Source organism: Cellulomonas sp. KRMCY2 (assembly GCF_000526515.1).
Taxonomy (GTDB): Bacteria; Actinomycetota; Actinomycetes; order Actinomycetales; family Cellulomonadaceae; genus Actinotalea.
In genome coordinates this window covers 38305-60630 of record NZ_JAGF01000001.1, presented here as the reverse complement: position 1 = coordinate 60630, position 22326 = coordinate 38305, and the positions used below count along the sequence as shown (strand labels likewise).

The window sequence follows — 22326 nt, the reverse complement described above, 5'->3', positions numbered from 1 at the left end:
TTCCAATCCGGTAGTAGAACGTCCGGAATGCACCCTAGCGTCTCGGCCATGACCGAGAACACCGAGCTGGACACCACGATCCACGAACCCTCGATGACTGCCGGCGAGGTCGAGATGCTGCTCTTCGCCCTGGAGCGCTCGCGTGCGCAGTTCGCCTGGAAGGTCGGCGGGCTCGACGCGGCCGCCCTGCACGCGCCGCACCCACCGTCGGCCATGACCCTGGCCGGCCTGATCAAGCACCTGGCCCTGGTCGAGGACCAGCGCACCGCCGAGGACCTCGGCGGGCCGCCGTACGGACGGCAGTGGTCCGGCTACGACGGACCCGACTGGGAGTGGCGCTCGGCAGCCGACGACTCTCCTGAGGAGCTCTACGCGCTCTGGCGCGATGCCGTCGAGCGGTCCCGGGCGGCGTGGGCCACGGTGCTCGCCGACGGAGGTCTCGACCAGCCGTCGAAGCGTGACGCCGGCACCGGCGAGACACCGAATTTCCGGCGGGTCCTGGTGGACGTGCACGACGAGTACGCCCGGCACACCGGCCACGCCGACCTCTTCCGAGAGGCGACCGACGGCCTGGTGGGCGAGGACCCGCCGCAGCCATGACCACCGACGCCGAGGTGACGACCATGACCGGGCAGATCACGGCGAGGCAGTTCCACGACTCCGACGGCGTGCAGGACTGGCGGGTGCTGGCGTTCGGCGCCTGCGCGTACTTCCGCACCGGGTCGTTCGCGACCGGCGTCGCCCTGGTCGACCGGATCGGCGAGCAGGCCGACGCCGCGAACCACCACCCGGACGTCGACCTGCGGTACTCCGGTGTGACGGTGCGGTTGTTCACGCACGACGTCCTGGGCCTGACCGAGGAGGGCGGCCACCTGGTGACCGACGCCCACGCGCCCGCGTGGTGGACCCTGCCGACGCGGAGGGCAACGAGGTCGACGTGGCCACCTGGATGGGCCGTGACTGAACCGGGGCCGTGACTGAACCAGGGCCGTGACGGACCGTGGCCGAGGCGACTCACGTTCATCCCGCGTTATCGCTCACATGACCATGCTTGCCCGCCGATGGACATACATGGCGCACATCGACGGTGACTGGGAGGTCCTGACCAACCCGAGCTTCGACCGGGGGTCGGACCGTCGAGTCGGTGTGCCGTGCGCCGCCCGCCCGTCGACGGAGTACCGCCACTACGACGGGCCCTGCGAGTGCTTCTTCGGCGGTCCGCCGCCCGAGTACCCTCCGGCGCAGCTTGCCCCGCGCTGGGACGTCTGCGCCGAGCCGGCGAGGCTCCTGGCGAGCTGAGCGCCAGGGACCAGGCGGTTGAGAAGGGCCGCCATCCGCGGCGAGACGGATGACGGCCTTCGGGACATGATCGCACGCATGCGGCGAGCCCGCCCGCCTCAGCCGCACGCGCCCGCCTCAGCCGAGGTCGGCCAGGAGCGGCACCGCGGGGGCCACCTGCGTCCGCACCCAGGCGGCGAGGCTGCCCTCCGGCGGCATCACGATGACGCTCTCCACGCCGAGCGCCGCGAAGGGCGCCATCCGTCCGGCGAACCCGGCGGCATCCCCGCGCGCGAGCTCCGGCCCCGGGTCCAGCAGGGTGACCCGGATCTCGGCCGGGTCGCGGCCGACGTCGTCGCAGTGCCGGTGGAGCACGTCGATCTTGTGCGCGACCTGTTCGGGGGAGGACGGGAAGAAGTTGCACGCGTCGCCGTACTGCGCGACCAGGCGCAGCGTCTTGCGTTCGCCGGAGCCGCCGATCAGGACCTCCGGATGCGGCCTGCTGAGCGGCAGCGGCGAGCAGAGGGTCTCCGCCAGCCGGTAGTGCGTGCCCTCGAAGGGGCCGTCGTCGTCCGGGTCCCACATCTGCAGGCAGATCCGGAGGGTCTCCGCCAAGCGCTCGAACCGCTCCGCCAGGGGCGGGTACGGCACGCCGAGTGCGAGGTGCTCGCGCTCGTACCAGGCCGCACCGATGCCGAGGGTCGCGCGGCCGCCGGACAGCACGTCGAGCGTCGCCGCGATCTTGGCGAGCAGACCCGGGTGGCGGTAGGTCACGCCCGTGACCAGGACGCCGAGCTGGGTGGTCGACGTGTGCCCGGCCAGGAAGCCCAGGGTCGTGTACGCCTCGAGCATCGGGTCGTCCGCCGGGTAGCCCGGCATCTGGAACCAGTGGTCCATCACGGACAGCCAGCTGATCCCGCCGGCCTCCACGGCCTCGCAGGTGTCGGCCAGCTCGCGCCGCAGCTGGTCGGGCCGGACGGCGTCGAACCGGAAGACGTGCACACCCACCCGCATGGCGGCTCCCTTCGCCAGATGCCGGCGGACGCCGACCGGTCGAGTCTCTCCCTTCGAGCGTGCTCGAAGTCAACCCGTCAGACGGCCCGGGCCGCGTGCCGTTCCAGCCGCTCGATGAGCGTCGCGGCGTCGTACGCGTCGACGTGCCGGTCCGCCATGACGAAGAACGTCGGGGTGCTCCGGGCGCCGCTGGCCTCGGCCCCGGCCACGTCCTCGCGGATGCGTGCGGCGAGGCGCTCGTCGGACAGGTCCTCGACGAACCGGTCGACGTCCAGGCCGAGCTTCTCGGCGTAGCGGACGAGGTGCTCCGGCTCGAGCCGGTCCTGGTGGGCGAAGAGCAGGTCGTGCATCTCCCAGAACCGGCCCTGGGCCCCCGCGGCCTCGGCTGCCATCGCCGCCTGTTCGGCGTGCGGATGCACATCGGGCAGCGGGAGGTGCCGGACGACGTAGCGAAGCCGGTCCCCGAAGTGCTCCCGCAGCTCCCGTCCGACGCCGGTCGCCTTCGCGCAGAACGGGCACTCGAAGTCCAGGTACTCCACGAGCGTGAGCGGTGCGGTCTCCGGTCCCCGGATGTGGTCGCGGTCGGGTGCCACCGGGTCGGCCAGCACCCGCGGGAGCTCGGCGGTGCGCTCGCCGAGGAGCACGGCGGCGAGCCGGAAGGCCACCCAGCCGAGCCCCGTCGCGAGCACGGCGGCGATGAGCACACCCACCGCTGCCTCCTCGCGCAGACCGTCGCCGAAGGCGAGACCGGCGATGAGGAGCGAGACCGTGAAGCCGATCCCGGACAGTGCCGCGCCGCCGGTCACCTGGCCCGGGCCGACGCCCTGCGGCAGCCGTCCCCAGCCGGCCCGCAGCGCGAGGAACGTGCCGCCGCTGATCCCGATGAGCTTTCCCAGGACGAGACCGGCCACCACGCCCCAGGTCACCGGCGAGCGCAGCGCGTCCTGGAGGGCGCCGTCGCGCAGGTCGATCCCGGCGTTGGCCAGGGCGAAGACCGGGACCACGACGTAGCTCGTCCACGGGTGGAGGACGGCCTGGAGCCTCTCGTTGACCGAGATCGCGCGCACGATGCCGCGCTGGGCCGTGCGGCCGACGCTCGGCAGGGGCGACTGGCGGAACGCCCGCGCGAGCGACGCCGCACCTTCGACGACCTCGCGTCGCGGCGCCAGCGCCGGCACCAGCAGCCCGGACAGCATCCCGGCGATCGACGGGTGCACGCCGGACTCGAGCGTGGCGAACCAGAGCACCACCAGCACGACGACGTACGGGGATGCCTGCCAGACGCCTCGTCGGGCGAGCACCACCAGAGCGACGAGGCAGGCGACGGCGGCGGCGAGCGGCATGGGTGCCACGCCGTCGGAGTACGCCACCCCGATCACCGTGACGGCGAGGATGTCGTCGATCACCGTCATCGTCAGCAGGAAGAGCCGCAGCTGTGTGGACAGACGCGGTCCGACGACGGCGAGCGCGCCGAGCAGGAACGCGGTGTCGGTGCCGATGACGACGCCCCACCCGCGGGCCGCCTCCCCGGCCGGGTTGACGGCGAGGTAGAGCAGCGCCGGGACGACCATGCCGACGAGTCCGGCGACCGTCGGCACGACGATCCGCCGCCGGTCGGTGAGCTCGCCCAGGGAGAGCTCGCGACGGACCTCCAGGCCGATGACGAAGAAGAAGGCGGTCATGAGGCCGTCGTTGACCCAGTGGTGGGCGCTCATCGACAGGGTGGCCTCGCCGATGCTCAGCGAGACCGGCAGGCCGAGGATCTCCTCGTACGCGCCGGACGCCGGCGAGTTCGCCCACGCCAGCGCGACCGCCGCGGCGGCCACCAGGAGGGCCGCGCCGGCCGACTCGGTCCCGAGGAAGCGCCGCAGCGGCGCGGACAGCTGCGCGTGCAGCGTCGTGCGTCCACGGGGCCGGCGAGCCATCGGCTCAGGCTAGCTGACCACCATGACCCGGCCGTCTCGGCTGCCGTGGGCGGCCGACGAGGCGGCGAGGCCGGAGGTCAGACGTCGAGCAGGCTGAGCCGGACGTGGGCGGTGCCGCCCGCCTCGAGGTGCTCCGCCCGGCGGACCGCGCGCTTGATCGGCAGCGCGTAGGTGCGGCGCGTGCTGTCCGGGAAGATCGACGTCCGCCAGGTCGTGCGGCCCACGGTGACCTCCACGCGCACCGATCCGAACCCGCGGGCGACAGGTGCGGCCACCTCGAGGATCTCGTCGGCGGTGTCCTCGGGCAGGCTGGCGAAGGTCCAGCTGTCGGTCGCGCGGGCGTCCCAGAGCCAGAGCGGGGCGTCGAACTCGTAGGTCATGACCGCATCGTCGCAGCGTGCTCGGACATCGGGCTGCTCGGACATCGGGGTGGACTCGGACATCGGACCATGAGGCTGTTCGTGCCGCCGGCACCGGCCGGTGGACCGGAGGCGGTGCACAATACGTGCGTGCTGCACGTGCGGATCTCGGTCACTGCCGATCTCAGCGATCGCGTCGTCGCGCTGCTGACCGAGGACCCGGCGGTGAGCAGCCTCTCCCGTATCCGTGGCGCCTCGGTCCGGCCGATCGGTGACCTGGTGCTGGCCGACGTCGCTCGCGAGGCGGCCAACGACGTGGTCGAGCGGTTGCGGTCGCTCGGCGTGCACAAGACCGGCAGCCTGCAGATCGAGCCGGTGCAGGCGTGGATGTCGCAGGCCGGCTACGAGGCGGACCGGCTGGCGCCGGGCAGCAGCGCCGACTCCGTGGTCTGGGCGGACGTCACGCAGCAGGCCTACGACGACTCCGAGCTGAACTGGACGTACGTCATCTTCATGTGCCTGGCGACGCTCATCGCAGGGATCGCGATCGTGCTGGACTCCCAGATCCTCGTGATCGGCGCGATGGTGCTCGGCCCCGAGTTCGGTGCCGTGGCCGCCCTGGGCGTCGCCCTGGTGCGTCGTCGGTTCGGGCTCGCCAAGCGGGCCGCGCGCACCCTCGTGGTCGGGTTCGCCGTCGCGATCCTCGTCACCGGCGCGGCAGCGCTCCTTGCCCGGGCCCTCGGGTGGGTCACGGTGCAGGACGTGGTCGGTCCGCGACCCGGAACGGCGTTCATCTACACCCCGGACAAGTGGTCCTTCATCGTGGCCGTGGTCGCTGCGGCCGCCGGTGTCCTATCGCTGACCTCCGCGCGGGTCGGCGGCCTGTCGGGCGTGTTCATCTCGGTCACGACGATCCCCGCAGCAGGGAACGTCGCGCTGGGACTCGCCTTCGGCGTCGGGGAGGAGATCTGGGGCAGCTCGCTCCAGCTGGTCATCAACCTCACAGGCATGGCGCTCGCCGGGTGGCTGACCCTGCTCGTCCAGAAGGCGCTGTGGTCGCGCGCCGCGCGGCGTCGGGTCGAGCGCTCGGCGCGGTCACCGCACGACTGATCCGTCGCGCTTCCCGAGCGGTGTCAGGTGATCGACGCCGCGTAGATGCCGGCGATCGACGCGTCGAGCACGGCGTCGAACTCCTCGGCGCTCTGCTGGGCGGTCAGCCCTTCGGTCAGCGCCCGGGAGAAGCTCGCGATGACGCCGGGCTGGCGTGCGAGTCGCGCTGTCGCCTCGGCGCGGCTGTACCCGCCGGACAGCGCCGCGACCCGCAGCACCCGAGGGTGCTCGACGAGCGGCGTGAGCAGACCGTCCTGCTCCGGGAGCGTCAGCTTGAGCATGACGCGCTGGTCGTCGGCGAGCAGGTCGAGCTCGGCGAGCAGGGCCGACCGGAGCAGCTCCTCGGCCTCGGCCTTCTCCGGGCTGTGGATGTCGATCTCCGGCTCGACGATCGGGACGAGCCCCGCCGCCAGGATCTGTCGGGCGATCTCGAGCTGCTGGCCGACCACCGCGGCGATGCCGGTCCTGTCCGCGAGCGTGATGACCGAGCGCATCTTGGTGCCGAACACGCCGTGCCCGACGGCGCGGGCCAGGAGGTCGTCCAGGTCCGGGATCGGCTTCATCACCCGGGTGCCGTCAGCCTCGTCGGCCAGGCCCTTGTCCACCTTGAGGAAGGGCACGACCCCCTTCGTCTGCCAGAGGTACTCGGCGGCTCCCATGCCACCGATCTGCCGGTCCATCGTCTTCTCGAACAGGATCGCGCCGAGGATCCGCTCGCCGGTGAAGACCGGGCTGGTGATGATGCGGGTGCGCATCTCGTGGACGAGGTCGAACATCCCTGCCTCGTCGGCCCACGCGGACTCGTCGATGCCGTACAGCCGAAGGGCCTTCGGCGTGCTGCCGCCGCTCTGGTCGAGGGCGGCGATGAACCCCTGCGCCGTCGCCATCTTCTGGAGCTGTTCGCCGTTCATCGAGCCCCTCCGTCCTTCTCGAGGCGCTCGACCCATCGACGGTGCTGGCCGACCTCGCGGGTGCGGGGTTGTGGGACGACGCCCTGGTTCCAGTGTCCTCCGATCGCGGTGCGTCGTGGGTCGGTCTGCGACCCGACGGTGGGCGCTCCGGAGTCGTGACTGCGGGGCGTCGCCCCGCGGCGCCGAACGGGCCGGGCGATCTGCGTGGCTCGGGTCGTCGGTCGGGTGGATCATGGGTGAGACGCTGCTGACCAGGAGGCTGAGATGGGATCGCATCACGAGCGCGACACGGAACGGCACGGGTTCCGGGACCTGATTCGTCTCGTGGCGATCGGGCTGTTCGTCGCCGCCGTCGTCAAGGAGCTGCGCACCCCGCCGGCGGAGCGGGACTGGAACGGCGTTGTCGCCGGGTTCGTGCCCTACGACCTGCGGGTCCCGACGATCGCGCGGTTCAGGGAGCGGGTGTGGGCTCCGCAGAGCGAGAAGCTGATCAACCCTCGGGTGTTCGGCGTCGGCTGGACCGTCAACGTCGGCAGGGTGGTCGCCCTCGTCCAGCAGAAGGTCGCCGCGCGCTGAGGGCGCGGCGCGAAGAGCTTCGGCGGGGAGGAGCTTCTAGGCGCGACTGACGACCGCACCCTCGCTCGGCAGGCCGGACTCCCTGACCTGGCCATCCCTCGCGCCACGGGGCCACTCGCGGAAGTGCCGAAATGCCATCGGGACGCCTCGGGCGACGGACAGGTCCGCGCTGTCCATGACCTGCACATGCACGTGCGGCTGGGTCGAGTTGCCGGAGTTGCCGCAGTCCGCGACCCGCTGCCCCGTCCTCACGCCCTCGCCGACGGCGACGGCGAGGGAGCCGGCTCGCAGATGTACCAGGGCGACGAACGCGCCGGAGTCGCGCAGCGCGATGATCAGATAGTTGCCGGCGATCGCCCCCACTCCTTGCCGGAGCCGCGCCGCCTGACCGAACGCATAGGGCACCAGGCTCAGCTGTGACCGCCTCGCCGCGTGATCGATCTCGCCGTCGTGCACGTCGACGACGATGCCGTCGGCCGGTGCCAGGATCGGCCGGCCGAAGGCGAAGAACCGCTCTGCCGGCTCGGTGGCGAGGACGGTCCGCCAGTCACGGCGGTCCGCGGTCCGGCGACGATGGTCCACACCGACGAAGTCGATGGCATACCGCTCGCCCAGCAGATCGGTCCCGTGACTCGGGACCCGGCGGGCCGGGCTGTTCCTCGCCAACCACAGGCCCGCGAACGGCAGGGAGAGCACGATCGCCTGGACTGGCGAGCTCCGCGCCGGCAGCATCTCGGTCATCCAGGCAGCATAGGTCGGGAGCGATCGCGGCGGCCGAGGTCAGCTCAGACGTCGACGGTCAGACGGATGGTCACGGTGTCGCCGACCGCGATCCGCTCGGCGGTGCGAACCGCGTCCTTCAGCGGCACGACGTACCGGCCGTCCTTGGGGAACAGCGCGGTCGTCCACGTGGTCGACCCGATCCGGACCTCGACCGGGATCATGCCCCACCCGTACGTCACGCTGTCGGACGTCGCCTTGAGCTCGGCGCTCTCGTCCTCCGGGACGGTGACGAAGTGGAACGGCGACGGTCCCCGCCACGTCCACACCTCGCCGGCGAACTCCAGCTGCACCCGGCCAGCATAGGGAGCGAGGTCCCGCGGCCGCACGAGTCGTACCTGCGGGCGGCGCGCGCGCGCAGCAGCGCGGAGTCCTACGCCAAGCAGGCGCGGTCCTACTTCGGTCTGGCGACCGAACCGTCGGCGGCGGAGCTCGCCGACGTCGCCGAGTACTACCCGGTGTTCCGGATCGAGTACCGGGCGTAGGGCGGGCACCCCGCGCCGCCCGCCGGGGAACCTGGTTCGATGGCAGCGTGATCACCCGCTCGGGGGCTCACATCGGCTGCGGCCCGCGCCGAAGAACAAGGTGGCGCGACCGTGCGGTCATGGCCCAGGCGACGGCGCCGGGTCTCACCGCGTCAGATGGTCGGCCAGGCGGAGGAGGCGTATCGGGTGCAGGGGCGTACGGACCCACCTCAGCCGCGCTCTGGCCTGGTCGCGCCCTCGGAGTACGGCCCGTTCGACCCCTTGTCCGACGTGGCGCACGGCTACTACATCGACGGGTTCGCCGAGCGCGCCGTCGAAGCGTGCCGTCGGTGGGTCCGCCTGACCCAGGCGGCCGCCGATGTGGTCACGACGCGGTACTTCTTCTACATCGAGGCGATCGCCCTGCAGGAGCTGGGACGTGACCGCGAGGCGATCGAGGTGGCCGAGACGCTCCTGCGGGACATCGACGACGCGCTCGAGCCGGTCTGGCGAGCGAAGGCCCTGGCCGTGATCGCTGAGGCGAGTGCCCGGATGGGGCAGCACGGCCGGGCGATGGCGGCGATGGCGGAGGCGGACTGGCTCATCCGCGCCATCCCGGCGGGCAGCTACGGGCACCTGTCGGCGAGCATGGCGGTGGCGTTGGCGCTGCGCTCGGTGAACCTGCTCGAGGAGGCCGACTCGGCGCTCTCAGGCATTCGGGTCGTCGAGAGCCCGTCGGTGGAGGTCCTGGTCGCCCAGGAGCTGGCACTCCTCAGCGCCTTCTGGGCGGCGAGCCTGGTCCTGATCGGCCGGCAGGCGGAGGCGGCCGTGCGGTTCGCGCTCAGTGCGGCCCGAGCCCGCCGCATGGTGCGCCTGGCTCGCGAGCTCGGCAACGAGCAGATGGTGGCACGCGGGGAGGTGATCGAGGCCTACGCGATGATGCACCTGTCCGATGCGGGCCTGGCCGCGGCGCGTGCCCTGGACGCCAGGCACCGGTTCGACCCTCGACCGGAGCTCGTCGAGACGCATCTGCTCCACCTGATCTTGGCCAGAGCCGCGGCCGACGCCTCCCAGTTCGCCGTCGCACAGGAGCATCTGCACGAGCTGATCGCCGGCGCGGAGGCGGCCGGCCGGGAGATGTGGGCAGCGACGGGTCGGTGGGCCCTCGCCGACCTTCACGAGGCCCAGGTGGGACCTCATCCTGCGGTCGGTCTCATGCGGTCGGTGGCCAGCGCGGCGCTGGCGCGGGTGTGGTCCGAGCGCGAGGGGCGCTTCGCTGCGCTGCAGGACCGGCACCAGCTGCGCGAGCTCACCGCCGAGACCCACCGGATGGGACGTGCCGTCCTGCAGGACCCGCTGACGGGTCTCGGGAACCGGCGCCTCCTCGCCCAGACCCTCGACCTGGGGCTGCACCACCCCTGGGCGGTCTTCGTCGACGTGGACGACTTCAAGACCATCAACGACACGTTCTCGCACGCCGTGGGTGATGAGGTGCTCCGCATGCTGGCGGACATCCTGCGGTCGCAGTCCCGTGACCATGACGTGCTGATCCGCTACGGCGGTGACGAGTTCCTCATCCTGCCTGCCGGCGACGAAGGGGTTGCCCAGGCCGTCGCCGAGCGGGTGCGCTCCGCCGTCGCGGGCTGGCCCTGGGGCAGCCTGCGCGATGGTCTGTCCGTCACCGTGTCGATCGGTGTCGGCCCCGCCCTCCACGAGAGCGATGACCCTTGGCAGGCCGCGGACGCTGCGCTGAGCGCCGCCAAGCGCGCCGGGCGCAACCGCGTCACCACGAACGGCTAGACGTGCTCGACCGGCACGCCGGTGACAGGGCGGGTGGCGGGGCGGGTTCGGGCGGGTGCTTCCCCAGCCGCGCCAGGTCGATCAGGATGGGCGGATGCGCCGGAGCGTCCGCACCCGGCGCACTCGACCCGAGCGACAGGAGTGCCGCAATGACGACCCATGCCCTCGACGTGCCAGGCGCCACGCTGACCTACGACGTCCGCGGTCCGCTGCCGACGGTAGACGACAGCCCGCCTCTCCTGCTCATCGGCCAACCGATGGACGCGAGCGGCTTCACCACGCTCGCCTCGTTCTTCCCCGACCGGACCGTGGTGACGTACGACCCCCGGGGTCTCGGACGGAGCGTCCGTAGCGACGACAGCATCGAGCACAGGCCGGAGCAGCAGGCCGAGGACCTGCACCTGCTTGTCGCCGCGCTCGGTGCCGGGCCGGTGGAGCTCTTCGGGAGCAGTGGCGGGGCCGTGACGGCGCTGGCCCTCGTGACCGCCCACCCCGAGGATGTGCGCACCGTCGTGGCGCACGAGCCGCCCGTGATCGGCGTCCTGCCCGACGCGGAGCACGCCTTCGCCGCCGAGCGTCGCGTCCAGGAGGTGTACCACCAGCGCGGGTGGGGCGCAGGGATGGCGATGTTCATCGCCCTGACGTCCTGGAAGGGCGAGTTCACCGCGGAGTTCGGCAGTGAGACCCCCGACCCCGCGATCTTCGGTCTGCCGACCCACGACGACGGGTCGCGGGACGACCCGCTGCTGTCCGGCGCGTCCGCACCCGTGACCGTCTACCGGCCGGACGTCCGGGCGCTCGCCGCTGCGTCGACCCGCGTCGTGATCGCCGCGGGCATCGAGAGCCAGGGCCTGCTCACCTGGCGCACCGCCACCGCACTCGCCGCCGGGCTGGGTCTGGAGCTGGCGGTCTTCCCGAGCCACCACGGCGGGTTCCTCGGCGAGGGGTTCGGTCAGACGGGGGAGCCGGAGGCCTTCGCCGCGCGCCTGCGCGAGGTGCTCGTCGACGCGGAGTGACGGATGCGGATCGCCAGGTGGTCGGCGAGCCGCATCCGTCACTCCGCGGTGGACTCGAGCTCCGTGCCGTCCTTGCCGGTCAGGCGAAGACCACTCCCGTCAGGGTCTGGTTGATGTGGCCGAGCCACGTCTCGCCGTAGGTGTGGAAGCCGGCGCTCGGGATGCCGCCGAGCGCATCGACGAACGGCTCGGTCTGGTCCAAGGCATCGAGCTCGAGGCGACGGAGGATGCAGTTGAAGTAGACCGCGCCGCTGGCCGTTCCCAGGCTCTCGCGGGCCGCCGAGACGGCTGCGGCCGTGTCCGCCACCAGGTCACCGCCCTGCATGAGCTCGACATCCATCCCCTCGAGGATCTGGCAGTAGAAGCGGATACCCCCGCCCTCGACGATCTGCTGCGGGCTCCGGATGAACGGAACGCCGTCGACCATGAGCCCGACCGGGTGCTCCAGGAAGGCGGACGCGTCGACTGCGGTCGTAGCAAGACCCAACGACTCGGCGTAGACGTCGAGGGCGGGCCGGCCGTCGAACTCCCAGACGGTCCGCGTCGCGACATCGGCCTTGGTGATCCGCAGCACGGTTCCCGTCGGCGTGAAGGAGCAGGTCTTGACGACCTCGAACGGCACCAGGACCTCGGCGATGACGAACGCGACACCCTGCCACGACACCTGGTCACCGACCGCTACCCAGGTGCGCTCGAAGGCGAGGTCGTCACCGGCCGAGCCACCCACGACGTTGAGCAGTGGCGCGGCATTGCCGATCTGCTCGTTGACGACCTCCTCGGCACCGTGCATGCCGTCGATCAGCACGAAGCCGACCCAGGTCTCAGGGTCGAGGTCCCGCAGCGGGGTGCCGAGCTCGGTCTCGATCGTCCTGAGCGCCTCTGACGTGCCGGCGGCCGCGTCGTTCCCGAGGTGACCGAGCGCGGCGGCGTGCCGACCGGCGATCCCGGCGGGCAGCGCGACCGCTGTCACGCCGTGCGTGCCGCTCGCGTGGTCTGTGAACTCGCCCGCGGTCGAGCAGCCGATGACGGACGCACCCTCGAACGCGGCCGTGAGCGGGCCGGCGAGATCCGTGGGTGAGTAGTCAGCGGAGGCGAAGTACAGCACGACCGATGCGGGCCGTCCGGCCAGCTCGGCGCGAAGTGTGGTGACGATCGATGCGACCGCCTCGGACGCGGGGCCGGTGCCGTGCGCCCTGCTGACGGACTGGTCGGTGCGGACGGGCACGGTCATGGGAGCTCCAACATCGGTGATCGGACGGGACGGGGAGGTGGGCGCCATCACAGCGGATAGCCCATCTCGGCGAGGGCCGTGACGACCTTGCCGATGAGCACCTGGTCGGCGTTCTGATCCGGACGGGGCGTCTTGATGCTCGCCCCGGTCCGCATCAGGACGCGGGTGCTGATCGGGCCGAGGGACGCCGTGTTGGCACCCAGCGTGATGTTCAGAGCCTCGCGCACATCATCGAGAGTGTGCAGAGTCGCTGCTGACACCCGGTCCCCTCCATCGCAGGACACATCCGGACACCTGCCCTATCGACCCCGGTCGGGCGGTCATGAGTCGTCGGTGCGGCGCTCTGCCCTGAGTTGCCGGGCATCCTCCGCGCGGGCGAGTCCGTGGCAGGGACCCGCGCGTGCATGCCCGCCGCTCGTCGGGCGCGTGCTCGACGAGCGGCGGGGCCGAGGCCCATCGACGCCGGTCAGGTCGCCCGGCGTCCCGCTCCCGCCTCCAGGGCGTCGAGGTCCCGCTCGGCGACCTGCCGGTGGTGCCACTCCTCGTTGAGGAGGATCAGCAGGCACTCGCGTACCGGAAAGCTCCTCGGCGGGGGCCAGCCGGCCCCTTCGACCGGCTCGGTGTCCCTCGCCAGGGACTCGTCGGTCAGGCTGCCGATCAGGGTGCGCACGGTCGTCAGCCGGTCCCGGCGCAACGTCAGGACCTCCTCGAGCGAGGGCCGGACCTCGCGGTCCCGCGGGAGAGGTCGACGGTGCGGAGCTCGGCACCGCTCAGGTCGACGCGCTCGAAGCGCGCGCCGTGCAGGTCGTCGCCAGTGAAGTCGGCCATGGCCGGACCCTAGCCACACCCACCGACAGGCCGCCATCGACACGGATGCGGCGCGACCTACCGGCAGCTCGATGCGGATCGACGTCGCGCGCCCGCGTACCCGGATGGTGCGGGATCATGCCGTCATGGAGCACCGTGTGGCGGGACCGGCCGGGCATGTCATCGTGCACGGGCTCGAAGGCCTGGGCCTGCGCGTCGTCGAGCATCTCGTCGCGCTCGGCCTGGACGTCGTCGCGGTGGACGACGGCGCCCGACCCGGCGCGGTCCACGCCGCGACCGCCCTGGGTGCGACAGTCGTCCAGCATCACGACGGTGCCGCCGCCGCGCTCGGCGCTGCCGGGCTGCAGGACGCGCGCGCCGTGGTCTGCCTGTCCTCGACCGACCTCGGAGCGCTGGAGACCGCGCTGCTCGCCCGTCGGTTGCGCCCCGAGGTGACGGTCGTCGCCCAGATCCGCAACCCGGCCGTCGCGCGCGCCGTGCGGGCCGACGCCGGCATCCTGGTGCTCGACGTGGCGACGATCGCGTCGCCCTCGGTCGTCGAGGCGTGCCTCGGTGACCAGGGACACGGGCTGCGGGTCGCCGACGAGGTGGTCCAGGTGCGCACGGTGGCTGCGCCACGCGACGGCCTGCTGCGGGACATGTTCGGCGAGGTGCTGGTCCCGTTGTCCGTGCAGCGACCCGACGGGACCAGCGAGCCGGTCGTCTGCCCAGGACGCGACCTGGAGGTGCGCACGGGCGACGAGGTGAGCATGCTCGGCCCCGCGACCGCGTGGGACGAGGTCCTCCGACGCCCGTCGGGCCAGCTGCCGGGCCAGCCCGGGGCCCGGCACCCGCGCGCCGGCGGAGCCGACGACGAGCGGGGCCCGACCGGGGTGCTGCGTCACTGGGGCCGGGCTGTCGCCCGGGCCACCGACAGTCGGCTGCGCCGGGCGCTCGCCACGCTCCTGGGGCTCGGCGGGCTCTCGATCGTCGTCCTGATGGTCGGCTACCGCGAACCCGACGGCACCCGCATGTCGGTGCTCGACGCCCTCTACTTCACCGCCGAGACCATCGGCACCATCGGCTACGGCGACTTCAGCTTCCGCGAGCAGCCTGCCTGGCTACGCGGCTACGCCGTGCTGCTCATGGTCGCCGGAGCAGTCCTCGCGGCCCTCGTCTACGCGTTGCTGACGAACCTGCTCGTCTCGCAGCGGCTGCAGGAGTCGCTCGGCCACGGGCAGGTCACCGACCTGCGCGGGCACGTGATCGTCGTGGGGCTGGGCTCGGTCGGGGTCCGCGTGGTCGAGTCGGTGGTCGCGGCCGGGACGCCCGTCGTCGTGGTCGAGACCGACGAGAGCAACCGGTACCTGGCCCAGGTGCGCGGGCTCGGTGCCAAGGTCGTCCTCGGTGATGCCACGCTCGCCCGCACCCTGGAGCTGGTGAACCTCGGCCGGGCCAGGGCTGTGGCCGTGCTCACCTCCGACGACCTGACGAATCTGGAGGTCGCCCTCGCGGTGCGTGACTGGCTCGGCGAGCGCACTGACGTGCCTGTCGCGCTGCGGCTGTTCGACCCACGGCTCGCAGCGACCGTGCGACAGGCGTTCGGGTTCACCCACGTGCGGTCCACCGACGAGCTGGCCGCCCCGTGGTTCGTCGGTGCCGCCCTCGGCCTGGAGGTTCTGGGCACGTTCTTCGCGGGCGACGTCCCGCTGCTGTACGCGCGCGTGCAGGTCACGGGTGGCGGAGGCCTGGACGGGGCGCGCCTCGACGCCCTGACCGGACGGAGCCGCGTGCTGTCCGTGCGGCACAGCGGCGAGCAGGCGGTGCACCGGGTCGTGCGGCGGTGGACGACGCTCGAGGCGGGCGACGAGGCGTTCGTGGTCGGCCCGCACGAGGAGCTGCTCGGCCTGCTGCGCCAGGACGCGCTGTCGTCGAGCGCGGGACGACCCGGCATCCCGTCGGGGTCCGTGGTCCCGCCGATCGCCTGAGCCGACGCGACTGGGCGAGGTCAGCGACCGGTGGCGCTGTGGGCTGGCTCGGTGTCCCGGACGAGCTGTCGGTCAGGCGCCGACGTAGGCCGCGAGGTGCTGGCCGGTGAGGGTGGAGCGCGCCGCGACGAGGTCGGCCGGTGTGCCCTCGAAGACGATCCGGCCGCCGTCGTGCCCGGCGCCGGGGCCGAGATCGATGATCCAGTCGGCGTGCGCCATGACCGCCTGGTGGTGCTCGATGACGATGACCGACTTCCCGGAGTCGACGATCCGGTCGAGCAGGCCGAGCAGCTGCTCGACGTCGGCGAGGTGCAGGCCGTTCGTCGGCTCGTCGAGGACGTAGACGCCGCCCTTCTCGCCTATCCGGGTGGCCAGCTTGAGCCGCTGCCGTTCGCCGCCGGACAACGTGGTGAGCGGCTGGCCCAGGGTCAGGTACCCGAGCCCGACGTCGGCGAGGCGCTGGAGGACTGCGTGTGCCGCGGGCGTGTGCGCCTCACCGGGACCGAAGAACTCTCTGGCCTCGATCACCGGCATCGCGAGCACCTCGCTGATGTCGCGCCCGCCGAGGTGGTACTCCAGCACCGAGGCGTCGAACCGCTTGCCCTCGCAGACCTCGCAGGTGGTCTCGAAGGTGGCCATGAAGCCGAGGTCGGTGTAGATGACCCCTGCGCCGTTGCAGACCGGGCAGGCGCCCTCGGAGTTGGCGCTGAACAGCGCGGGCTTGACGCCGTTGGCCTTCGCGAACGCCTTGCGGATCGGCTCCAGCAGGCCCGTGTAGGTCGCCGGGTTGCTCCGCCGCGAGCCGCGGATCGCCGTCTGGTCGATCGCCACCACCCCGTCGCGGCCGGCCACCGAGCCGTGGATGAGCGAGCTCTTGCCGGAGCCGGCCACCCCGGTCACCACGACCAGCACGCCGAGCGGGATGTCGACGTCGACGCCGCGCAGGTTGTGCGTGCTCGCGCCGCGGATCTCCAGCGCGCCGGCGGACCTGCGCACCGACGGCTTGAGCGAGGCGCGATCGTCCAGGTGGCGGCCGGTGAGCGTGCCGCTCCCTCGCAGCCCCTCGACGCTGCCCTCGAACACCACCCGGCCGCCCGCGGGACCGGCGCCGGGGCCGAGGTCGACCACGTGGTCGGCGATCGCGATCATCTCCGGCTTGTGCTCGACCACCAGCACGGTGTTGCCCTTGTCCCGCAGCTGACGCAGCAGCGTGTTCATCCGCTGGATGTCGTGCGGGTGCAGACCGATGGTCGGCTCGTCGAAGACGTAGGTGACGTCCGTCAGGGACGACCCGAGGTGCCGGATCATCTTCGTCCGCTGTGCCTCGCCTCCGGACAGCGTCCCCGACGGGCGGTCGAGCGAGAGGTAGCCGAGCCCGATCTCGACGAACGAGTCGAGCAGGTGTGCCAGGCCCCTGAGCAGAGGGCCGACCGTCCCCAGCGCGCCGGCCTCGCCACTGTGCGCGCGGGAGGTGTCACCAGGCTCGGCCAGGCCGCGTACCCACTCGGCCAGGTCGGTGATCTGCATCGCGCAGGCGTCGGCGATGTTGACGCCGTGGATCCTCGACGAACGGGCCGGCGCGGCGAGCCGGGTGCCCTCGCACTCCGGACACGGCTGGAACGTCACGGCCCGCTCGACGAACGCGCGGATGTGCGGCTGCATGGTGTCGACGTCCTTGGACAGCATCGACTTCTGGATCTTGGGCACGAGCCCCTCGTAGGTGAGGTTGATGCCCTCGACCTTGATCTTCCGGGCCTCGCCGTAGAGGAACTCCTGCAGCTGCTTCTTGGTGAACTGACCGATCGGCACGTCAGAGGGGACCACGGCGCCAAAGATCCGGCCGTACCACCCGTCGACGCTGTATCCCGGGACGGTGATCGCTCCCTCGGCAAGGGACTTGGTGCCGTCGTACAGCTGGCTCAGGTCGATGTCGGACACGGACCCCATGCCCTCGCACCGCGGGCACATGCCCCCGGTCACCGAGTAGGAGCGCTTCTCGGCATGCGTCGCCGCACCCTTGTCGACCTTGATCTGGCCGACCCCGGTGACGGACGGGACGTTGAACGAGTACGCCTGCGGCGAGCCGATGTGCGGCTGCCCGAGTCGGCTGAAGAGGATGCGCAGCAGGGCGTTGGCGTCGGTGGCGGTGCCGACCGTCGAGCGGACGTTGGCACCCATCCGCTCCTGGTCGACGATGATCGCCGTGGTCAGGCCCTCGAGGACCTCGACGTCGGGCCGCGCCAGGGTCGGCATGAAGCCCTGGACGAAGGCGCTGTAGGTCTCGTTGATCATCCGCTGCGACTCCGCGGCGATCGTGTCGAAGACCAACGAGCTCTTCCCCGAGCCGGAGACGCCGGTGAACACCGTCAGCCGGCGCTTCGGGATCTCGACGCTGACGTTCTTGAGGTTGTTCTCGCGCGCGCCATGCACCCGGATGAGGTCGTGGCTGTCGGCGGGCGACGTGCCGTGCCCGGCGGGCGACGTCGAGTCCGTGCTCGTGGCCATGCTCATCGTGTCTCCGTCTCTGAGGCAGCGCGGGTCATGGCCGCGAGCGAACGTTCAGTGTGGCTGCTGGATACGGACCATGTTGCCTGCCGGGTCGCGGAACGCGCAGTCGCGGACGCCGTACGGCTGGTCGGTCGGCTCCTGGGCCACCTCGGCACCGCTGGCCTCCACCGCGGCGAACGCCCCGTCGACGTCCGCGGTGGCCAGGACGACTGCTCCGTAGCTGCCCTTGGCCATCAGCTCGGCGATGGTGCGCCGCTCGTCGTCGGTGAGGCCGGGATCGGCGGCCGGCGGGTTGAGGACGATGGACGTGGTCGGCTGGCCGGGCGGGCCGACGGTGATCCAGCGCAGGTCGCCGTAGCCCACGTCGTTGCGCACCTCGAAGCCGAGGGTGTCGCGGTAGAAGGCCAGGGAGGCCTCCGGATCGGTGTGCGGGAGGAACGTGTAGTGAATGGTGAGGTTCATGTCGGTCACGGTAGGTGCCCCTGAGCAGCGAGCGCTTCTCGATTCCTGACCGGTCGGGTGACCTGCTTGACCACGCAGGACGGGAGCCCCGCCGTCGTGCGCCCCGCCTCCCGTCGGTACGTGCTGGGCGGCACACCGACCAGCTCGGTGAACCGGGTGCTGAAGGTCCCCAACGACTGACAGCCGACCGCGAAGCAGACCTCGGTGACGCTGAGGTCGCCACGACGCAGCAACGCCATCGCGCGCTCGATGCGCCGTGTCATCAGGTAGCTGTACGGCGACTCGCCGAAGGCCCGCCGGAACTCGCGGCTCAGGTGGCCGGCCGACATGTGCGCGCCGCGGGCCAGCGTCTCGATGTTCAGTGGCTGCGCATGCTCCCGATCGATCCGGTCGCGGATGCGGCGCAGCCGCGCGAGATCGCGCAGGCGCTGCGCCTCGGCCGGGCTGCTCGTCATCTGCAGGATCGTGCCATGTCGCGCCGGGGATGCCTAGCGTCGGACGACGCGATGGCCAGACCCGCTGCGTGCGCGTGGACCCCGCCGATACGGTGGAGCCTCTGCGTCACGCAGCCGGGGAGGACTCGACGATGAGCACAGCGGGTGACAGACCGCCGAAGATCCCGCCGCCGTGGGTCGTGCACACGGCCTGGCGCGTCCATCGTGCGCTCCACCGCCTCAGCGGCGGGCGCTTCTTGTGGACCACGTCGAACAAGCGGGGCTGGGGCGCGCTGCGCCTGACGACGATCGGGCGGAAGTCCGGGCAGGAGCGCAGCGTCATCCTCGGCTACCTCGAGGACGGCCCGGACCTGGTCGCGCTCGCGATGAACGGCTGGGACGAGGGGCATCCCTCGTGGTGGCTCAACCTCGAGGCTCGACCCGACGCCGTCGTCCGGCTGGCGGGACAGCACCCCCGCTCCGTGCGCGCACGTGAGGCGGTGGGGCAGGAGCGTGATCGCCTGTGGCAGAGGTGGGCTGCGGTGGACTCGGACCTCGACGGCTACGCCGCCCGCCGGTCCACCGCGACGCCCGTGGTCGTCCTCGAGCCGGCCGCGCGACCGCTATGACGGTCGTGGCGATGACACCGCCTGGGTGGGTGTCGTCGTGTCCGTGGCGGGGCCGACTCCCTTCCAGAGCAGGTGGCCGACCATCCAGAGCTCGCCGACCGTGGCGGGGACGGTGAGCGCGGAGGACGAGTCGGCGAGACCCGGCGCGAGGTAGATGACGTAGGTGCTGAGGATGTAGCCGACGCCTCCGACCATGAGCACCCAGCCGAGCGACCGCGGCAGGTAGCCGGAGCGCCAGGCCAACCACCCCATCGGGATGAGCCACAGGCCGAAGAACATGCCGCCGAGGTTCCACGAGGCGTCGGTGAGCTCGTACAGGAGCTGTGCGGTCGCGGCCTGGTCACCGGCCGGGGCGGTTCCGCCCAGCGCCACGTCGAGTGCGGTGGCCGAGAACACTGCCGCGACGAGGATGACCACGGCATTGACGAGGCCGAACGCCGCGATCGCTCCGGCCGCGAAGGCGTCGACGCGTCGGAAGAGCTTGAAGAACCACAGTGCCGCAAGCGCCTGGGTGAGCACGACCGTGAGGTCGACGGCGATGCCGAGACGGGCGAGCACCTCGTTCCCGACGAGGTTGGCGGTGGTCGCGACCGCGTCGCCGGGCACGTAGAGCTGCTGGCGGACCAGGAGGAAGCCGAGCATGCCGGAGATGGCGAGGCCGAGGTAGGCAAGGCCGGTGAGTCGTGCAGTGCTGTTCAGGGTGGTCATGACTGCTCCTTCGAGGTGTGTGCGGGCGTGCAGGGGGGAGGTCACCGCGACAGAGCGGCGGCCTGGTTCGACAGGGTGAGGTGTTGCCTCAGGGGCGCGTGCCGGGCGCCTCGTACTGGAAGACGTCACCGAGCGGGCGCCCGAAGGCCTCCGCGATCTGGAAGGCCAGCTCGAGCGAGGGGGAGTAGCGCCCGTGCTCGATGGCGATGACGGTCTGGCGGGTCACACCGATGCGCCGGGCGAGCTCTGCCTGGGTCATCTCGCCGGCGTCGGCTCGGAGGACCCGGATCCGGTTGGTGACGCTGGTGGGCTTCGGGCCCATCAGAAGCCTCGTCGGTAGAGGCGGATCTTCGTCGCGGTCTCCACGATCGCGCCGATCGTGCCGACCACGAAGAGCAGGTTGCCGATCCAGAACGTGTCGGCCTCGAGCATCGCCAGCACCAGCGCGCCGACGAAGCCCGCGCCGAGCACACCGACCAGCGCATGGTCGCCGACCAGGTCGATGTCCTTGTCGCGCGCGTCGGAGCCCGCGTCGATCTCGACCACCGGCGCGGCCGGTCGACCAGGCCGGCCGGTACGGGCCGAGGCGATCGAGCGGGCGATTGTTGCCGAGATGGTCCCGGTGATCGTGAGGACGATCGTGAGGACCACCGAGCCGAGCACCGACGCGCCGATGGTCCACAACATCGGCCCGACCCACGCGATCTCACCGGCCGGCCCGTCGGCCAGCCGCGTGAGCATGAGCGTGAGGTACACCCCGGACGTGACGACCACCGCGACGAGGTAGGCCCAGACGGAGCGCTCGCTCATCGTCATGGCGACGGGTTCGTCGTCGCCGGGAAGGACGAGATCTGTGTCGTGCATGATCGCTCCAGGGTGTTAAGGATCTTTGACACTCTGACGCTAGTGGCCCTGCGGTGGCGTGTCAAGAATCTTTGACCAGCGCGCCGTGTGGCCGGCAGCTGGCACAGCTGTCGCGGAGGCGAAGCCGTCCGCAGGTCACGGATGCGCGCCGTGGAGCCGGCACTGCCGTCAACAGCCGATGCACCGGGAGGTCGGTCAGTACACGGGCATGGTCGGGACGACGCGCTCGGCCGTGGTCGCGCCGCTGGTCGGTGTCGCGGGCGAGGGGACGGCCGTTCCCATGGGTCTGGCGATGATCATCTCGATCGCCCTGGCCGTCCTCGCGTTCGTCTCTCTCACGCGCCCACGCCCGGTTGCGCCGTCGGTCGCTGCCCGGACCTGACGACCGCTCCGGGCCCGTCGGCTTCCGCAGGGTCACGGATGTGCGCCGCGGTCGAGGCCGAGCGTGGCGATGAGGTCTTCGTGGAGCTCGAACCAGACGCGATGGCAGGAGTCGATGTCGGTGCGGTCGACCCAGCCGCCCTCCCCGGCTGCTGTCCGTCGTCGTGCCGCGGTGAACCGGGTGTCGTACCCGCGGAAGCGGGTGAGGACGCCGCCGAGCCGGTCGGCGAGGGGGGTGAGGCCGTGCTCGACGGCGGCCAGCTCGTCGAGGACGGCGTCGTCCCACACGGGATCGGAGTGGTCGTTGGTGGCGAGCCGGTCGTGGGAGGTGGGCCGGAGCTGCCAGTCGGTGCACGCCCGCTGCAGACGGGCGTTCAGCGGGAGGAAGTCGCGATGGACGTCGCGCACCTCCTCCGCTCCGCCGACGCGAGCGAGCTCGGCCGCCAGCAGGCGCTCGTTCTCGGCTCGGCCGGACTCGGTCAACGACCAGCCGCTGAGGTCGGCGAAGGCCGCGTGCCGCACCCAGCCACGCGCCTCGGCGTCGCGCAGCATCTCGTCGGTCTCGGCCGCGTCGAGCTCGAAGCGGCCGGCGATCACGGGTGTGCCGGCGAACCCGATGATGCGCACGGCATGCAGCACCAGCAGGTCGGGCGCAGAGTCCCGCATCACGAGTCCGTCCCTCGTCGGACTGTCAGCCGGGTGTAGTGCTGCTGGCAGGCCTGCGGGGAGTTGAAGCCCATGGCCGCCGCGATCTGAGCCCAGGTCAGCCCCGCGCTGCGGGCGACGAACAGCAGGCCGTCCTCGAGTCCCTCGACCTCGGCGCGCGCGGCCGGCAGCAGGGCGAGTGCGCTGAGGAGGTCCTCGGGAGCCAGCTCGGCGGACCGCCGGAGTGCGAGCTGCACAAGGTCCACCGCCGACGCCGGGACGGGCGCGGGACGCCATGGGCGGTCACCGAGCCGGTCTGCTCCCAGGTCCAGGAGACGCTCACGCGCATCCTCCTCGTGCCGGGCCTGAGCCTGGTCGGCGTGGGCCGCCCGGGCGCCGTCGTCCTTGTCCTTCATGTCGCCGATCGTGCACAATC

At 71.8% G+C, this 22326-nt stretch carries 27 protein-coding genes and 1 pseudogene; 10 read left to right on the top strand and 18 right to left on the bottom strand.

Annotated features, from left to right (window positions below; translation table 11 throughout):
- Window positions 1-48 precede the first annotated feature (48 nt).
- From K415_RS0100345 to K415_RS0100335, 3 genes are all read left to right on the top strand, one after another.
- Window positions 49-600, top strand: coding sequence for a DUF664 domain-containing protein (locus tag K415_RS0100345; RefSeq protein WP_024285140.1), 552 nt, complete (start codon window positions 49-51; stop codon window positions 598-600).
- Window positions 597-977, top strand: coding sequence for a 4a-hydroxytetrahydrobiopterin dehydratase (locus K415_RS22340; RefSeq protein WP_024285139.1), 381 nt, complete (start codon window positions 597-599; stop codon window positions 975-977). The genes K415_RS0100345 and K415_RS22340 overlap by 4 nt, the downstream gene beginning before the upstream one ends.
- Window positions 978-1071: 94 nt before the next feature.
- Window positions 1072-1299: a hypothetical protein gene (locus tag K415_RS0100335; RefSeq protein ID WP_024285138.1), complete on the top strand. Its 228-nt coding sequence runs from the start codon at window positions 1072-1074 to the stop codon at window positions 1297-1299.
- Window positions 1300-1416: 117 nt separating this feature from the next.
- Here the strand turns inward: K415_RS0100335 and K415_RS0100330 are convergent, their stop codons facing one another.
- The 3 genes from K415_RS0100330 to K415_RS0100320 all read right to left on the bottom strand — a co-directional run bounded on the left by K415_RS0100330 (window position 1417) and on the right by K415_RS0100320 (window position 4597).
- Entirely contained in the window at window positions 1417-2292 is an 876-nt protein-coding gene (locus K415_RS0100330; RefSeq protein ID WP_024285137.1) for an LLM class F420-dependent oxidoreductase, read from the bottom strand.
- 77 nt (window positions 2293-2369) lie between these two features.
- Complete coding sequence (gene nhaA, locus K415_RS0100325) at window positions 2370-4217, bottom strand: Na+/H+ antiporter NhaA (protein ID WP_024285136.1); 1848 nt, start codon at window positions 4215-4217, stop codon at window positions 2370-2372.
- Between the two features lie 77 nt (window positions 4218-4294).
- Window positions 4295-4597, bottom strand: a complete 303-nt coding sequence (locus K415_RS0100320; RefSeq protein ID WP_024285135.1) for a DUF1905 domain-containing protein — start codon at window positions 4595-4597, stop codon at window positions 4295-4297.
- Window positions 4598-4726: 129 nt separating this feature from the next.
- Between K415_RS0100320 and K415_RS0100315 the strand changes: the two genes are divergently transcribed.
- Window positions 4727-5686 carry a DUF389 domain-containing protein gene (locus tag K415_RS0100315; RefSeq protein ID WP_024285134.1) on the top strand — a complete coding sequence of 320 codons (960 nt, stop codon included), beginning with the start codon at window positions 4727-4729 and terminating at the stop codon, window positions 5684-5686.
- Window positions 5687-5709: 23 nt separating this feature from the next.
- On the opposite strand, the gene K415_RS0100310 is transcribed toward K415_RS0100315, so the two are convergent.
- On the bottom strand, window positions 5710-6597 hold the full coding sequence (locus tag K415_RS0100310) for a fructose bisphosphate aldolase (protein ID WP_024285133.1): 888 nt from the start codon (window positions 6595-6597) through the stop codon (window positions 5710-5712).
- A gap of 264 nt (window positions 6598-6861) precedes the next feature.
- On the opposite strand from K415_RS0100310, the gene K415_RS0100305 reads away from it, so the two are divergent.
- The gene (locus tag K415_RS0100305) at window positions 6862-7173 is read left to right on the top strand and encodes a DUF5808 domain-containing protein (RefSeq protein ID WP_024285132.1); all 312 of its coding nucleotides are present in this window, start codon (window positions 6862-6864) and stop codon (window positions 7171-7173) included.
- A 36-nt stretch (window positions 7174-7209) separates the two neighbouring features.
- Here K415_RS0100305 and K415_RS0100300 read toward each other — a convergent pair whose 3' ends face one another.
- Entirely contained in the window at window positions 7210-7914 is a 705-nt protein-coding gene (locus tag K415_RS0100300) for a M23 family metallopeptidase (protein WP_024285131.1), read from the bottom strand.
- Between the two features lie 44 nt (window positions 7915-7958).
- Window positions 7959-8246, bottom strand: a complete 288-nt coding sequence (locus tag K415_RS0100295) for a DUF1905 domain-containing protein (RefSeq protein WP_024285130.1) — start codon at window positions 8244-8246, stop codon at window positions 7959-7961.
- 378 nt (window positions 8247-8624) lie between these two features.
- Between K415_RS0100295 and K415_RS24965 the strand changes: the two genes are divergently transcribed.
- Both K415_RS24965 and K415_RS0100285 read left to right on the top strand, forming a co-directional pair.
- Complete coding sequence (locus K415_RS24965) at window positions 8625-10217, top strand: GGDEF domain-containing protein (RefSeq protein ID WP_197024609.1); 1593 nt, start codon at window positions 8625-8627, stop codon at window positions 10215-10217.
- A 149-nt stretch (window positions 10218-10366) separates the two neighbouring features.
- Window positions 10367-11233: an alpha/beta fold hydrolase gene (locus K415_RS0100285; protein WP_024285128.1), complete on the top strand. Its 867-nt coding sequence runs from the start codon at window positions 10367-10369 to the stop codon at window positions 11231-11233.
- Between the two features lie 79 nt (window positions 11234-11312).
- On the opposite strand, the gene K415_RS0100280 is transcribed toward K415_RS0100285, so the two are convergent.
- The 4 genes and pseudogenes from K415_RS0100280 to K415_RS24400 form a co-directional block, all read right to left on the bottom strand.
- A complete protein-coding gene (locus K415_RS0100280; protein ID WP_024285127.1) occupies window positions 11313-12464 on the bottom strand; it encodes an FIST signal transduction protein in 1152 nt (383 codons plus the stop codon).
- Between the two features lie 47 nt (window positions 12465-12511).
- A complete protein-coding gene (locus tag K415_RS0100275; RefSeq protein ID WP_155859297.1) occupies window positions 12512-12724 on the bottom strand; it encodes a hypothetical protein in 213 nt (70 codons plus the stop codon).
- A gap of 206 nt (window positions 12725-12930) precedes the next feature.
- A pseudogene (locus tag K415_RS24405) lies at window positions 12931-13206 on the bottom strand (DinB family protein); the annotation flags it as partial.
- Entirely contained in the window at window positions 13161-13292 is a 132-nt protein-coding gene (locus tag K415_RS24400) for a pentapeptide repeat-containing protein (protein ID WP_231494789.1), read from the bottom strand. The gene K415_RS24400 and the pseudogene K415_RS24405, both read right to left, overlap by 46 nt.
- A gap of 125 nt (window positions 13293-13417) precedes the next feature.
- On the opposite strand from K415_RS24400, the gene K415_RS0100260 reads away from it, so the two are divergent.
- Window positions 13418-15259, top strand: coding sequence for an NAD-binding protein (locus tag K415_RS0100260; protein ID WP_197024607.1), 1842 nt, complete (start codon window positions 13418-13420; stop codon window positions 15257-15259).
- 72 nt (window positions 15260-15331) lie between these two features.
- Here the strand turns inward: K415_RS0100260 and K415_RS0100255 are convergent, their stop codons facing one another.
- From K415_RS0100255 to K415_RS0100245, 3 genes are read right to left on the bottom strand one after another with little or no spacing between them, the layout of a single operon-like run.
- Window positions 15332-17770, bottom strand: a complete 2439-nt coding sequence (locus K415_RS0100255) for an excinuclease ABC subunit UvrA (protein WP_024285123.1) — start codon at window positions 17768-17770, stop codon at window positions 15332-15334.
- A gap of 48 nt (window positions 17771-17818) precedes the next feature.
- The gene (locus K415_RS0100250) at window positions 17819-18229 is read right to left on the bottom strand and encodes a VOC family protein (RefSeq protein ID WP_024285122.1); all 411 of its coding nucleotides are present in this window, start codon (window positions 18227-18229) and stop codon (window positions 17819-17821) included.
- 5 nt (window positions 18230-18234) lie between these two features.
- The gene (locus K415_RS0100245) at window positions 18235-18684 is read right to left on the bottom strand and encodes a helix-turn-helix transcriptional regulator (RefSeq protein WP_024285121.1); all 450 of its coding nucleotides are present in this window, start codon (window positions 18682-18684) and stop codon (window positions 18235-18237) included.
- Window positions 18685-18815: 131 nt separating this feature from the next.
- Here K415_RS0100245 and K415_RS0100240 point away from each other — a divergent pair, with 131 nt between their 5' ends.
- A complete protein-coding gene (locus K415_RS0100240; RefSeq protein WP_024285120.1) occupies window positions 18816-19292 on the top strand; it encodes a nitroreductase/quinone reductase family protein in 477 nt (158 codons plus the stop codon).
- On the opposite strand, the gene K415_RS0100235 is transcribed toward K415_RS0100240, so the two are convergent.
- The 3 genes from K415_RS0100235 to K415_RS0100225 all read right to left on the bottom strand — a co-directional run bounded on the left by K415_RS0100235 (window position 19287) and on the right by K415_RS0100225 (window position 20864).
- Window positions 19287-20000, bottom strand: a complete 714-nt coding sequence (locus tag K415_RS0100235) for a DUF4386 domain-containing protein (RefSeq protein WP_024285119.1) — start codon at window positions 19998-20000, stop codon at window positions 19287-19289. The two genes, K415_RS0100240 and K415_RS0100235, sit on opposite strands and share 6 nt — an antisense overlap.
- Window positions 20001-20088: 88 nt before the next feature.
- Window positions 20089-20322: a helix-turn-helix transcriptional regulator gene (locus tag K415_RS0100230; RefSeq protein WP_024285118.1), complete on the bottom strand. Its 234-nt coding sequence runs from the start codon at window positions 20320-20322 to the stop codon at window positions 20089-20091.
- The gene (locus K415_RS0100225) at window positions 20322-20864 is read right to left on the bottom strand and encodes a hypothetical protein (protein ID WP_024285117.1); all 543 of its coding nucleotides are present in this window, start codon (window positions 20862-20864) and stop codon (window positions 20322-20324) included. Before K415_RS0100225 ends, K415_RS0100230 begins: the two co-directional genes overlap by 1 nt.
- A gap of 178 nt (window positions 20865-21042) precedes the next feature.
- Between K415_RS0100225 and K415_RS0100220 the strand changes: the two genes are divergently transcribed.
- On the top strand, window positions 21043-21246 hold the full coding sequence (locus K415_RS0100220; protein WP_024285116.1) for a hypothetical protein: 204 nt from the start codon (window positions 21043-21045) through the stop codon (window positions 21244-21246).
- A 32-nt stretch (window positions 21247-21278) separates the two neighbouring features.
- On the opposite strand, the gene K415_RS0100215 is transcribed toward K415_RS0100220, so the two are convergent.
- Together K415_RS0100215 and K415_RS0100210 are read right to left on the bottom strand one after the other, a co-directional pair.
- Window positions 21279-21911 (bottom strand): transcriptional regulator, encoded by a 633-nt coding sequence (locus tag K415_RS0100215; RefSeq protein ID WP_155859296.1) that lies wholly within the window; start codon window positions 21909-21911, stop codon window positions 21279-21281.
- A complete protein-coding gene (locus K415_RS0100210; RefSeq protein WP_024285114.1) occupies window positions 21911-22306 on the bottom strand; it encodes a hypothetical protein in 396 nt (131 codons plus the stop codon). Before K415_RS0100210 ends, K415_RS0100215 begins: the two co-directional genes overlap by 1 nt.
- Window positions 22307-22326: the final 20 nt, after the last annotated feature.

What these genes read in the sequence shown, in the direction of transcription:
- K415_RS0100225 (WP_024285117.1), bottom strand. Translation starts at nt 20,864, where the DNA reads ATGCACGACACAGATCTCGTCCTTCCCGGCGACGACGAACCCGTCGCC.
- K415_RS0100255 (WP_024285123.1), bottom strand. Translation starts at nt 17,770, where the DNA reads ATGAGCATGGCCACGAGCACGGACTCGACGTCGCCCGCCGGGCACGGC.
- K415_RS0100335 (WP_024285138.1), top strand. Translation starts at nt 1,072, where the DNA reads ATGGCGCACATCGACGGTGACTGGGAGGTCCTGACCAACCCGAGCTTC.
- K415_RS0100285 (WP_024285128.1), top strand. Translation starts at nt 10,367, where the DNA reads ATGACGACCCATGCCCTCGACGTGCCAGGCGCCACGCTGACCTACGAC.
- K415_RS0100320 (WP_024285135.1), bottom strand. Translation starts at nt 4,597, where the DNA reads ATGACCTACGAGTTCGACGCCCCGCTCTGGCTCTGGGACGCCCGCGCG.
- K415_RS0100280 (WP_024285127.1), bottom strand. Translation starts at nt 12,464, where the DNA reads ATGACCGTGCCCGTCCGCACCGACCAGTCCGTCAGCAGGGCGCACGGC.
- K415_RS22340 (WP_024285139.1), top strand. Translation starts at nt 597, where the DNA reads ATGACCACCGACGCCGAGGTGACGACCATGACCGGGCAGATCACGGCG.
- K415_RS0100305 (WP_024285132.1), top strand. Translation starts at nt 6,862, where the DNA reads ATGGGATCGCATCACGAGCGCGACACGGAACGGCACGGGTTCCGGGAC.
- K415_RS0100300 (WP_024285131.1), bottom strand. Translation starts at nt 7,914, where the DNA reads ATGACCGAGATGCTGCCGGCGCGGAGCTCGCCAGTCCAGGCGATCGTG.
- K415_RS0100310 (WP_024285133.1), bottom strand. Translation starts at nt 6,597, where the DNA reads ATGAACGGCGAACAGCTCCAGAAGATGGCGACGGCGCAGGGGTTCATC.
- K415_RS0100220 (WP_024285116.1), top strand. Translation starts at nt 21,043, where the DNA reads ATGCACCGGGAGGTCGGTCAGTACACGGGCATGGTCGGGACGACGCGC.
- K415_RS24400 (WP_231494789.1), bottom strand. Translation starts at nt 13,292, where the DNA reads ATGGCCGACTTCACTGGCGACGACCTGCACGGCGCGCGCTTCGAGCGC.
- K415_RS0100345 (WP_024285140.1), top strand. Translation starts at nt 49, where the DNA reads ATGACCGAGAACACCGAGCTGGACACCACGATCCACGAACCCTCGATG.
- K415_RS0100330 (WP_024285137.1), bottom strand. Translation starts at nt 2,292, where the DNA reads ATGCGGGTGGGTGTGCACGTCTTCCGGTTCGACGCCGTCCGGCCCGAC.
- K415_RS0100240 (WP_024285120.1), top strand. Translation starts at nt 18,816, where the DNA reads ATGAGCACAGCGGGTGACAGACCGCCGAAGATCCCGCCGCCGTGGGTC.
- K415_RS0100210 (WP_024285114.1), bottom strand. Translation starts at nt 22,306, where the DNA reads ATGAAGGACAAGGACGACGGCGCCCGGGCGGCCCACGCCGACCAGGCT.
- K415_RS0100230 (WP_024285118.1), bottom strand. Translation starts at nt 20,322, where the DNA reads ATGGGCCCGAAGCCCACCAGCGTCACCAACCGGATCCGGGTCCTCCGA.
- K415_RS0100215 (WP_155859296.1), bottom strand. Translation starts at nt 21,911, where the DNA reads ATGCGGGACTCTGCGCCCGACCTGCTGGTGCTGCATGCCGTGCGCATC.
- K415_RS0100235 (WP_024285119.1), bottom strand. Translation starts at nt 20,000, where the DNA reads ATGACCACCCTGAACAGCACTGCACGACTCACCGGCCTTGCCTACCTC.
- nhaA (WP_024285136.1), bottom strand. Translation starts at nt 4,217, where the DNA reads ATGGCTCGCCGGCCCCGTGGACGCACGACGCTGCACGCGCAGCTGTCC.
- K415_RS0100260 (WP_197024607.1), top strand. Translation starts at nt 13,418, where the DNA reads ATGGAGCACCGTGTGGCGGGACCGGCCGGGCATGTCATCGTGCACGGG.
- K415_RS0100245 (WP_024285121.1), bottom strand. Translation starts at nt 18,684, where the DNA reads ATGACGAGCAGCCCGGCCGAGGCGCAGCGCCTGCGCGATCTCGCGCGG.
- K415_RS0100250 (WP_024285122.1), bottom strand. Translation starts at nt 18,229, where the DNA reads ATGAACCTCACCATTCACTACACGTTCCTCCCGCACACCGATCCGGAG.